The following is an 11,240-nucleotide window of genomic DNA, read 5'->3' as shown; positions in this document are numbered from 1 at the left end:
CAGTGGCGACAGCCTCGCCAGCCCGACCGACATCATCGTGACGCCGCCGAACGAGACCCACAGCGTCGACCTGAAGTGGCCGGCGGACGCCCTGAAGCTGGGCGGCTCGTACGACGAGAGCATCCAGATCCACCCGGTCGGCATCGCCAACTGACCGTCACGAAGGGGCCGGCCCAGGCGCACAGACCGGCAGGGTCGGCCGGCTCATCGCCCTGGCGGTAATTGACGGAACGTCAGAGAGGTTCCGCAGCAACTTCCTTACGCGCTGCGGCAGGACCTCCACCGCCATCACGGTGACCTGCGGAAGACGATTCCGGCAGTCGGAGCAAGACGTGTGCATGCACTGCGACAGTGCGGGAAGGGCAGGGCGGTCATGACGGTCGAACAGGCGACCGGGTTCGGGTGCGGGGGCCAGCTTCGGCGACCGCGCGTCGAGGTGGTGCCCCCGTCCACCCCGCCCACCCCGTCCGTGTCGTACGCCGCAGCCGTCGAGCAGTACCTCACCGGCGCGGGGATCGCGACGTCTTCCGCGCGGATCTACCGGATCTCGCTGACGACGTGGGGTTGGATGCTGGCGGGCGAACCGGCTCCGACCGGTCCCGCCCGCAGGAGCGCGCAGCCGCCGGCCTTTGCGGTCGCCGCGATCGACGATCCGACGCTGCCCGACGTGCTGGCCGAACTGGCGGCGGCCCGGGCGGACGAGATGGACGCGCACACCGTCAACCGCGAGCTGTCGATCGCACGCAAGGCGATCGGCTGGTGGCAGCGGCAGGGCTGGGTCGAGCACGATCCGACGATCGGCATCGAGCGCCGGCCGTCGCCGCCCGACCGCACCAAGGCCCTGGCCGAGAGCCAGCTCGCCGCCCTGCGTCAACTGAACGTCTCCCTGCGGGAGAAGACGTTCTGGCGAATGCTCCACGAGTCGGCGGCGCGGGCCGACGAGGTGCTGTGCCTGAACGTCGAGGACCTGCACCCGGCGGACAGGCGCGGGAGGATCACCGTCAAGGCCGGGGCAACGGAGTGGATTCACTGGCAGTCCGGCACCGCCCAGCTCTTGCCCCGGCTGGTCGCCGGCCGGGGCCGCGGCCCGCTCTTCCTCACCGACCGCAAGGCGCCGGCCCGCACGCCGTCGGCCGATGCGTGCCCCGAGACGGGCCGGGCCCGCCTGTCCTACCGCCGGGCCGAGGAGATCTTCGAGCGGGCCACCCGACTGCTGGCCAACCCGCTCGCCTCGCCGGAGGACGTCGAGGACTTGGACGGCTGGACCCTGCACCGGCTCCGCCGCAGCGCCCTGACCCACGACGCCGAGGGCGGTGCGGCCACGCCGACGCCGCCGGCCCGCTCCCGCCGCGACTCCGCACGATCCCAGGAGCGTTGAGGAGGCGACCGGCGCCGACGCGGTCGCCCGGCCGGCGGCGGAGCGTGCCCCAGCCGCCCGCCGCCGGGGTCACGGCCCGCCACGGAAGCCCGTCACCGGGCCGGCTGGATCCGGTAACTCACCGCGGCATACGGGAAGTTGCCCTGCCCGAGCGTGCCCGTGCGGAAGTACAGGTCGCTCGCCTGGCCCGGGGCGCCGGTCACGCAGTCCTGGTTGAAGAAGACGTCCACGGCCTGGTTCGACGCGGCGTAGAAGGAGCGGGCCGGGGTGGTGAGTTCCTGGCACACCCCGACCTTGTCGAGGTCGAGCTGGACGGCGGTTCCGGTCCGGTCGGTGCCTGTGTAGAAGGTGACGCTGCCGAGCGGGGCGGCTTGTGCCTGGCCCGCCCCGGCCAGGCACAGGGCCGCCGCGACGGCGGCGACGACGGCTCTGCCCGCACGGTGGTGGTTCGTCTTCATGGGTGGTACCTCACTTCTCGTCACATGTCAGGAATGCAATGAAGGAAGCACGTGACCCCGGCGGCCAGGGGCAACCCGAGTCACTTTGCTTCATCGTTCAACGAAAAGGAAGGGGGAATCCAGTCATGGAGGCTCACCGAAGATCGGTGAGCGCGCAGAGGGGCTGCCGGACACGGAATCGTTCCGGTCCGGCAGCCCCTGCGAAAGGTGCGGATGCGGTCGGCAGCCGCGCTTCGCCGCTGCGGCGAAGTGCGTCAACTACCGCCCCGATGGCGTCAGTCGGTGACTTCGATCTTTCCGTTGGGGGAGGTCGTCGCGGCGGCGGGGGCCGCCTCGACGGTGGTGTTGGGTGCGGTGCCGCCACCCTTGCCCTCGGCCACCCGCTTCAGCATGCTCGCCAGGTCGACTCCGGCGACCGAGTCCAGGAGTTCCACGCCCTGCGCGACGTTGTTCGCGACCGTGCGCGGGAGTTGGCCCGCTCCGTCCGTCGAGATCACCGTCAGCTTGTCGATGGCGCCGAGCGGTTCGGACGCCTTGGCGACGACCTGGGGGAGCACCTCGACCAGCATCTGGAGGACGGCCGCGTCGCCGTAGCGGGCGAAGGCGTCGGCCTTCTTGTGCATGGCCTCGGCCTCTGCGGTGCCCTTCGATGCGAGCGCCGCCGCCTCCGCTTCGCCCTCCAGCCGGACGGCCTCGGCGAGCGCCGCGCGGTGCAGCTTCTCGCCCTCACCGGTGAGCCGGGCGCGTTCCGCGGTGGCCTCGGCCTCCTTGACCTGCGCGATCCGGCGGGCCTCGGCCTCCTGCTCGGCCTGGTACCGGGCGGCGTCGGCGGGCTTGCGGACCTTGGTGTCCAACTCCCGGTCGGTGAGCGCCGCCTGTCGCTCGGCGACCTTCTCCTGTTCGGAGAGCACCTCCTGCTGGCGTGCGGCCTCGGCGAGCGGGCCGGCCGCGTTCGCCTGGGCGGCCGCGGCCTCGGTCTCGACCCGGATCTCGGCCTGCTTGAGGTACAGCGTCCGCTCGGCGACCGCGATCTCCTCGGCGGCCTTCAGCCGCGCCTGCTCCGAAACCCGCTGGGCGTTGGCCTCCGCGATGTCCGCCTCCTGGCGGGCCCGTGCGGCCTCCGGCCGGCCCAGGTCCTCCAGGTAGGAGCCCTCGGTCGTGATGTCCTGGATCTGGAACGCGTCGAGGATCAGGCCCTGGCCCGACAGGCTGGCCTCCGCCTCCTCGGCGACCTGGCTGGCGAACGCGGCCCGGTCGCGGATGATGTCCTCGACCGACATCCGGCCGACGATCGCCCGCAGCGCGCCCGACAGCACCTCCTGGGTGAAGCCGACGATGCCGTCCTGCTGCTGGAGGAACCGCTGCGCCGCGGCCCGGATGGCGTCCTCGCCGCCGCCGACCTTGACGATCGCGACGCCGTCGAGGTTGGCCTTCACGCCGCGCAGGGTGACCGCGCCGCGCACCGCGACCGGCAGGTGCCGGCTGGAGAGGTCCAGGGAGAAGCGTTGCTGGACGAACGGGACGACGAAGACGCCGCCTCCGACGACGACCTTCTGGCCGCTGTTGTCGATGCTGATCCGGCCGGTCTGCGGGTCGGTGGACTTCTTGCCGCGACGGCCGGTGATGATGAACGCCTCGTTCGGTCCGGCGACCTTGTAGCGCGTGATCACCGCCAGGGCGAGCAACACGACGAGGACGACGGCGCCTACGACGGCGACGATGACTGAATTCATAACAAATCCCCCCTGCCTTCCTGGGGGTAGGCAGATCAAGATGATGGTTGGTGCGTTTCCGGTCCGACGGCGGGTGCGCCGGGACCGGGGGAGGGGCGGGGTCGGGCCCGCATCGGCGGTCGGGTCGGGCCCCGCCCCCGTTCAACGTTCGACGGGACGGACCGCCACCGAGGTGGACGTCAGCGATGCCTCGACCCAGATCTCGGCGCCCCGGGCCACCGGAGCGGCGCTGCGGGCGGCCAGCTTCACGGGGTGCCCGGCGAGGCGGACCAGCACCTCGCCGTACCCGTCGGCCGGGATCGCGGTCACCACCGACCCGGCGGTGCCCACCAGGTCCTCCCGGCGCGGTGCCGAGTCGGTCCGGTCGCGCATCAGCGCCCGGCTGAGCCTCCAGGTGGCGGCCCCGGCCGCGGTGCCCGCTGCCAGTCCGACGCCGACGGCCGCTGCGGCGCCGAGCCCGGTGCCGCCCGACACGATCGCGCCGGCGAACCCGAACATCGACAGGAAACCCGCGATGACCGGTAGTGACAGCAGGCCGTCGAGCCCGCCCAGCACGCCGCCGAAGAGGCCCTCCAGCAGCCCGTCGAAGATCAACGCGAGTGCGAGTACGGCGATCCCGCCGATGCCGAGACCAAGAAACCAGGCCATGCTCAGCCCTCCCGCACTCACTCATTCCGCCCGAACGGGAATGATCGTGACACGTGGTGCCGGGACCGCACATTGCCGCTTTCCGGCAATCTTTATGCGCTCTTGACGTGCAGCACCACCTGCGGATCTCCCCATACAGCCTTTTGTCATCCCGCTCTGGACATACCTCTTGACTCTGGTCAAAAGCGGAGGAAACTGGTTGTTAACCAGAAAGCCGGAGAGCCGCACCATCGACAAAGACGTTTGTTGATAAGAGACCCTTGACGTGGTTCTGGCTAGGCCCCCGGAAGCCCCGCGAACCGGAGCCTCGGCGACGACTGAGGTAGATGGTGGCGATGTGGACTCCCGGGGACTGTGGTGTCCGGAGCCGGTGAGTGGCCCCCTCCCGCCCAGCTGATGGGTTGGACGCAAGGGCAGGCCCGCCGGCTCGGATCATGCCCCGCCCCCGTTCCTCCTTCGTGTCCCCCGTTTCGTGTCACGTCCCCCGTGTCGCGCCTTGCTACCGGTCGCCGGCGCAGGACTCGTGGGTCTTGACCACGGTGAGGGTGATCGGTTGGTGCGAGAACGGCGTGCCGGCCTTCGGGTGCTGGTCGCAGACCTTCCAGCTGGCGGGCCACAGGACGTGGCGACTGGCGCCCCGGCCGTCCTTGAGCTGCACCTTGGTGTCGTAGTTGAGCTGGTGGTAGGCGGCGACCAGTCCCTTGCCGCTGAGGTGTGGCATGGTGCCGCCGTCGGCGCGTGCCGGACCGGTCGTGAAGAGGGCGGTGAGCGCGAGCCCCGCGATGACGACGAGTCGCGCGAGCGGCGTGAAGGGCGCGAGCGACGTGAGGGGCGGCGGGGGCGTGACGCGGGCGTGGGGTGGCCGGGGCGTGATGGGCGCTGTGTCGAGAATGAGTGAAGTGCCCGTGATGGCGGCTTTGTTCATGTCGGGAGAACGCGTTCCACGGGTGACTGGTCACGGCGGTGCGCCAGATGGCCGGCCGGTCGAGCGGCTGGTCGAGCGGCCGGGGGCGGGGCGGTTCGGTGGGGGTCGCCGTTAAGGCGGGTGGGGCTTGAACTAGGGTCGTTATCCCCTCGTGACGATGTGACTACAGCGATGTAGACATCTTCGGACGGTCTGACTAAGGTATGCCTTCGCTAACTGAGGTAAGGCATACCGGTGCGGTTGCGCGGGCCGGAGAGGACGACTATGTGGGACGACGCGTTTCCGAGCTTCTTGATCGGATTGAGGGAAGGGCTGGAAGCCGGACTCATCGTTTCGATCCTCGTTGCCACGCTCGTCCGGGCCGGGGCCAAGTCCCGTCTCCCGCAGGTGTGGACGGGCGTACTGGCCGCGATCGCGCTGGCCATGAGCTTCGGCGCGGTCCTGACGTTCACCGCCGCGTCGCTCTCGGCCACCGCACAGGAGGCGTTCGGCGGCACGCTGAGCATCATCGCGGTCGCGTTCGTCACCGCGATGGTGTTCTGGATGCGCCGCTCGGCCCGCAGCCTCTCCGGTGAGATCAAGGAGAAGGTCACCGGCGCGCTCGCCATGGGCTCGGGCATGTTGATCGTCACCTCCTTCCTGGCCGTGGGCCGCGAGGGGTTGGAGACCGCGCTGTTCCTGTGGACCACGGCGCGGGCGGCGGGCGAGTCCGTCGGGCCGATGGTCGGGGCCGGGGTCGGCCTGGTCATCGCGGCGGGGCTGTGTTGGGGCCTCTACCGCCGGGTGCTCAAGATCAACCTCACCAAGTTCTTCACCGCGACCGGCGTCGTGCTGATCGTCATCGCCGCCGGTGTCCTCGGGTACGGCCTGCGGGACCTCCAGGAAGGCGGGGTCCTGCCGGGCAAGGCCGCGTTCGCCTTCGACCTCAGCCAGAGCATCGACCCGAGCGCCTGGTACACCACCTTGGTGCAGGGCGTGTTCAACCTGATGCCGGCCATGACGTGGCTCCAGGTCATCGGGTACGCGGGGTACCTCGCCGTCGTGATGACGCTGTTCGTCCGGGGCGTGCGGACCGCCGCGAAGCCGGCCCCGAAGCCGGCCCCGGCGCCCGCGCCGCAGTCGGTCGGGGAGCAGACGCCCGTCGCGAAGGACGGTGCGGCCGAGGTCGCTTCGGCCGAGGAAGGGCCGGCCAAGGGGGAGACGGCGGACGGGGACGCGCCCGAGGCGCGGCCCACGTCGCAGCCCGAGGCCGAGCCCGCCACCGGATCCGCGTCCGAGTCCGGGACGGAGCCGGCGGGGCAGTCCGAGCCGACGTCGGAGCCTGCCGGTGCCGGGCGGAAGCGGCCGGCCTGGCTGCTGCCGGTCGCCGTGGTGGCCGTGCCGGCCGTCGTCGCGGGCGGGATCGTGGCCTTCGGCACGTCCAAGCCGGCCGGGGCGCCGACCATCGCGGTGTCCGAGAAGGAGTGCGGCAAGGGCTTCACCGCGCCCAAGCCGGGTCGGCAGACCTTCCAGATGCAGAACACCGGCGACAAGACGTCCGAGGTGTACCTCGTCGACCCCGCGATCAACGCGGTCTACGGCGAGATCGAGGGCCTGGCCCCCGGCACCACCCGCGACCTGGTCGCCACCATCGCCGGCGGCTCGTACGCCTGGCGTTGCGTGCCCACCGGCGGCAAGGCGGTCACCTCGGCCGCCGTGCGGGTCAGTGGCGGGAGCGGCGGCAAGGCCGTCGTGCCCGTCTCGGAGCAGGACCTCGCCGCGCCGCTGCGCGCCTACAAGCAGTACGTCGACCACGGCCTGGCCACGCTGACCGACCAGACCCAGAAGCTCAGCGACGACCTCGCCGGCGACGACCTGGACGCGGCCCGGACGGACTGGCTCACCGCGCACCGCACCTACTCCTCGCTGGGCGCCGCCTACGGCACGTTCGAGGACTTCGACAAGAAGATCAACGGGCGGGCCGACGGGCTGCCGGGCGGCGTGCACGACAAGGACTTCTCCGGCTTCCACCGGATCGAGTACGGGCTCTGGCACGGCGCGTCCGCGGCGGAGCTGAGCGGCCCGGCGCAGCAGCTGCACGGCGACGTGATGGGGCTGCGGAAGGCGTTCCCCACGCAGGGCTTCGACCCCGGCGACCTGCCGCTGCGGACCCACGAGATCCTGGAGAACACCCTCCAGTTCGAGCTGACCGGCGACACCGACGAGGGCAGCGGCAGCAACCTCGCCACCGCCGACGCCAACCTCGCCGGCACCCAGGAACTCCTGAACGTCCTGCGCCCGCTGATCGCCAAGCGCGAACCGCAGCTGCTGGCCTCCATCGAGAGCGACATCGCCCGGATGCAGAAGCTGCTCGACGACGCGCACCACGACGGAACGTGGACGCCGGTCGAGAAGCTCGACGCCACCGCCCGGCAGCGACTGAACGGCACCACCGGCCAGTTGTTGGAACACCTGGCGCCGGTGCCGGACCTGCTGGAGATCCGCAAGTCCGCCTGACCCGCCCCGAGGGCCGGGGCGCCCGGACGCCGGCCGGCATCCCACCGGACGCACCGAGCGCCCCGTCCCCCGCCCCACCCCCAGACACACCGCACCACACCATGCACGCTCCGAAGGGAACCCACGAGATGTCCGCCGAAACGCCCGGCCCGCAGGGCCGCTGTCCCGCCGACCGGCGCTCGTTCGTGAAGACCGCGCTGGGCGCCGGCGCGGCCGGTGCGGCGCTGGCCGGCGGCGGCTTCGCACTGAGCCAGAGCAACGCCGGCACGGCACGGGCCGCCGACACCGCCGACGCCGGGAAGGTGCCGTTCCACGGCGCCAACCAGGCGGGCATCCTCACCCCGCAGCCGGCCGCCGCCGCCTTCGTCTCGCTCAACGTCATCGCGGACAACCGCAAGGAACTCACCGACCTGCTGCGGACGATCACCGAGCGGGCCCGGTTCCTGACCGCCGGCGGCGCCCCGCAGGACCTCGGTGTCGGCGCCCCGCCCTCCGACAACGGCATCCTCGGCCCGGTCGTCCCGGCCGACGCGCTCACCGTCACCGTCGGCGTCGGCTCCTCGCTCTTCGACGACCGCTACGGCCTGGCCAAGGCCAAGCCGCGCAAGCTCGTCCCGATGCGGACCTTCCCCAACGACAACCTCCAGGCCGCCGAGTGCCACGGCGACCTCTCGTTGCAGATCTGCGCGGAGCGCCAGGACACCGTGCTGCACGCGCTGCGCGACATCGCCCGGCACACCCGCGGCGGCATGCAGATCAAGTGGCGCGTCGACGGCTTCCAGAACGCGCCCCGGCCCAGCGGCACCCAGCGCAACCTGCTCGGCTTCAAGGACGGGATAGCCAACCCGGACGTGAAGTCCGGGCGGGAGATGGAGCGCCTGGTGTGGGTCGGCGACGGCCACGGCGAGCCCGCCTGGGCGACCGGCGGCAGCTACCAGGTCATCCGGACCATCCGGATGCTGGTGGAGTTCTGGGACCGGGTCTCGCTGGCCGAGCAGGAGAAGATGTTCGGCCGGCGCAAGGACACCGGTGCCCCGCTGGACGGCGCGAACGAGTTCGACGTGCCCGCGTACCACAAGGACCCGCACGGCACCGCGATACCGCTGGACTCCCACATCCGGCTCGCCAACCCGCGGACCGCGAAGTCCGACGACACCCGCATCCTGCGCCGCGGCTACAACTACGACCGGGGCGTCGACAACGTCGGCAACCTGGACATGGGCCTGGTCTTCTGCTGCTACCAGCAGGACGTCCGCCGCCAGTTCGAGGCCACCCAGGAGCGGCTGATCGACGAGCCCCTGGTGGACTACATCTCGCCGACCGGCGGCGGCTACTTCTTCGCCCTGCCGGGCGTGCGGGACGCCTCCGACTGGCTCGGCCGGAGCATGCTGGCCGCCGCCTGAGGTCCCGCCGCCGACGTCCGCCGCCGACCCTCAGATCCGCAGGGTCAGCGGCGGATGCATGCCGTTGAGGTAGTGGTCGCCGATCGCGCGGAGGCTGTGTGCGGCCGAGCGTTGCGCGGTCAGGACGCGGGCGTTCCGCCAGAACCGGTCGAAGCCCGGGTCACCGGCGTCGGGGTCGGCGGTGGCCGTCAGTTCCAGGATGCGGGTGGTGATCTGGAGCGCTGACTGGCCGGTGACCGCCTCGGCCGCGGCGACCAGCACCGCGATGTCGGCGCGTTCGTTGACGCCCAGTTCCCGGCCCATCAGCAGGCCCCGCGCCAACGCCTCGGTGGCCGGCTCCACCACGGCCGCCGCAGTGTGCGCGGCGGCGACCAGTTCGCCGTACGCCAGCAGCAGGTAGGGGTCGCCGCCCGACTGTTCCGCGTACGGGGCGGGGAGGGCGTCCCCGGCCTGCCACGTGCGCGGGGCGGCGCGGCTGAGGTCGCGGGCCTCGGCAAGCACCCCCTCGGCGATGCCCAGCGCGACGTGCACGAGGGCCAGTCGCAGGGCGAGCGGGGCCAGTGTGGCGTACGCCGTCACGTGCTGTTCGTCGTGCGGGGAGGTGCCGAGGAGCTGCTCGGCCGCCACCGGGACCGCGTCGAACGTGATGCTGCCGGCGCCGGCGAGGCGTTGTCCCAGGCGGTCGTGGGCCGGGTCGGTGGTGATGCCCGGGTGGGCCGGGTCGACGAGGGCGATCAGCCAGTCACCGGTCTCGGTGCAGGCGGCACCGACGACCAGCCGGTCGGCGACGGCGACGCCGGCGGCGAACGACCGGCGGCCGCTCAGGACGTAGCCGGAGCCGTGCGGGGCGAGGGTGAGGTCGGGGCGGGCTTCCGCGGCGGGCGGTTCGGCGTCGGCCGCCGGGTTGCCGACGTCGCCGGCCAGCAGCCACTGCTCCTCCGCCACCCGGCGTTCGAGGGTGTCGGCCTGGTGGGCGGTGCCGAAGAACCGGGCGCTCCAGGTGAGGGCGTAGTGGCGGGCGAGGAGTTCGCCGATCGAGCTGTCGGCGGCGGCGATCTCACGGATGACCGCACAGGCGGTGCGCCAGTCGCTGCCGCCGCGGAGCGGGCCCGGCGGAGTCAGCAGGGCCGGCAGACCGGCCTCGCGCAGTCGGGCCAGCTCGTCGAACGGCGGCTTCCCGGCCCGGTCGCGGACCAGTGCGTCGACGGCGAGGTCGTCGGCGACCTCCCGGGTGACGCGCGGCCAGATCGCGTCCTCCGCCGGCGGGGCGGCGGGCGGGGCGGCGGGGCGTACTGCGGACCTCTTCGGCATGGCGCCGTTCACCGTCCTCGTCGGCTGGAGCCGGGGCGTGGCCGTCCCGGTCGGGCTTGCCCGGCATTGCTTTCCTAGTTTTCCCACTGGATTGGTAGGGAATACGGGCATGATGCTGCCGAACTTTCGTTCCGGGCAAGGGGCGTTCAAGGGGTGGACGGATCGGGGTCGCATTTCGGACGCCGCGAGTAGCGCCGCGGGTCGCGGGGCCGCCGATCGACCGGGCGCACGGCCCTCCGTTAGGCGGTCGTGCCGGTCACGGACCCCGTGCGCTACGGATTCGTCCAGGAGGCCGGATCGCGGGTCAACGCCAGTACCTCGCCCGGGAGTTCCGCCGACGCCACGTCGGCCAGCGAGACGCCGTCGAGGATCTGCCGGACGTTGGCCCGCAGGGCGATCCACAGCGGGAGCAACGACTCGGCGGGCCCGCTGTACGACAACTCCGGTGGCCGCACGCCGCGCACCGACACCAGCGGCCCGTCCACGACCCGGATCACGTCGGCGATGCTGATCTCCTCCGGGGCCTTGGCCAGGCGGTACCCGCCCTTGCCGCCGCGCTGACTGAGGACCAGCCCGCCGCGCCGCATGTCGTTCAGGATGCCTTCGAGGAACTTGTGTGGGATGTCTTGGGCGTCGGCGATGGCCTCCGCCTTGAGCGGGCCCCCGTCCCGGGCGTGCGCGAGTTGCAGTGCGGCGCGCACCGCGTAGTCCGCTCTGGCTGAAATCCGCATGCCGGCATTATCCCCGAGCGGACCGGGCCGGGCGCGGGGCGGCCACCCCACCACGACCCGGCACGCCCCGGCACCACGCACCGCCAGGCACCCCACCACCTCCAACGGACCGGCGCACCACCCTTGACGCAGCCCGGCGCCCCCTCGACACTCAAGG

9 protein-coding genes are annotated in these 11,240 nt (G+C 72.0%); 3 read left to right on the top strand and 6 right to left on the bottom strand.

Going from position 1 to position 11,240, the window contains the following annotated elements:
- Positions 1 to 373: 373 nt before the first annotated feature.
- Positions 374 to 1,378: a tyrosine-type recombinase/integrase gene (locus ABD385_RS29065; RefSeq protein WP_344581650.1), complete on the top strand. Its 1,005-nt coding sequence runs from the start codon at positions 374 to 376 to the stop codon at positions 1,376 to 1,378.
- Positions 1,379 to 1,470: 92 nt separating this feature from the next.
- Here the strand turns inward: ABD385_RS29065 and ABD385_RS29060 are convergent, their stop codons facing one another.
- The 4 genes from ABD385_RS29060 to ABD385_RS29045 all read right to left on the bottom strand — a co-directional run bounded on the left by ABD385_RS29060 (position 1,471) and on the right by ABD385_RS29045 (position 5,142).
- Positions 1,471 to 1,836, bottom strand: coding sequence for a hypothetical protein (locus ABD385_RS29060; RefSeq protein WP_344581648.1), 366 nt, complete (start codon positions 1,834 to 1,836; stop codon positions 1,471 to 1,473).
- 275 nt (positions 1,837 to 2,111) lie between these two features.
- Entirely contained in the window at positions 2,112 to 3,569 is a 1,458-nt protein-coding gene (locus tag ABD385_RS29055; RefSeq protein WP_344581646.1) for a flotillin family protein, read from the bottom strand.
- 141 nt (positions 3,570 to 3,710) lie between these two features.
- The gene (locus ABD385_RS29050; protein WP_344581644.1) at positions 3,711 to 4,217 is read right to left on the bottom strand and encodes a hypothetical protein; all 507 of its coding nucleotides are present in this window, start codon (positions 4,215 to 4,217) and stop codon (positions 3,711 to 3,713) included.
- A gap of 499 nt (positions 4,218 to 4,716) precedes the next feature.
- Entirely contained in the window at positions 4,717 to 5,142 is a 426-nt protein-coding gene (locus ABD385_RS29045; RefSeq protein ID WP_344581642.1) for a hypothetical protein, read from the bottom strand.
- Between the two features lie 264 nt (positions 5,143 to 5,406).
- On the opposite strand from ABD385_RS29045, the gene efeU reads away from it, so the two are divergent.
- Together efeU and efeB are read left to right on the top strand one after the other, a co-directional pair.
- Positions 5,407 to 7,638, top strand: coding sequence for an iron uptake transporter permease EfeU (gene efeU, locus ABD385_RS29040; RefSeq protein WP_344581640.1), 2,232 nt, complete (start codon positions 5,407 to 5,409; stop codon positions 7,636 to 7,638).
- A 128-nt stretch (positions 7,639 to 7,766) separates the two neighbouring features.
- On the top strand, positions 7,767 to 9,041 hold the full coding sequence (efeB, locus tag ABD385_RS29035; protein ID WP_344581638.1) for an iron uptake transporter deferrochelatase/peroxidase subunit: 1,275 nt from the start codon (positions 7,767 to 7,769) through the stop codon (positions 9,039 to 9,041).
- 30 nt (positions 9,042 to 9,071) lie between these two features.
- Here efeB and ABD385_RS29030 read toward each other — a convergent pair whose 3' ends face one another.
- A complete protein-coding gene (locus ABD385_RS29030) occupies positions 9,072 to 10,352 on the bottom strand; it encodes an acyl-CoA dehydrogenase family protein (RefSeq protein ID WP_344581636.1) in 1,281 nt (426 codons plus the stop codon).
- 272 nt (positions 10,353 to 10,624) lie between these two features.
- On the bottom strand, positions 10,625 to 11,083 hold the full coding sequence (locus ABD385_RS29025; protein WP_344581635.1) for an RrF2 family transcriptional regulator: 459 nt from the start codon (positions 11,081 to 11,083) through the stop codon (positions 10,625 to 10,627).
- Between the last annotated feature and the right edge of the window lie 157 nt (positions 11,084 to 11,240).

Source organism: Streptomyces lunalinharesii (assembly GCF_039532155.1).
GTDB lineage: Bacteria > Actinomycetota > Actinomycetes > Streptomycetales > Streptomycetaceae > Streptomyces > Streptomyces lunalinharesii.
The sequence above is the reverse complement of the archived record's forward strand: the minus strand, read 5'-3'. Positions and strand labels throughout refer to the sequence as shown.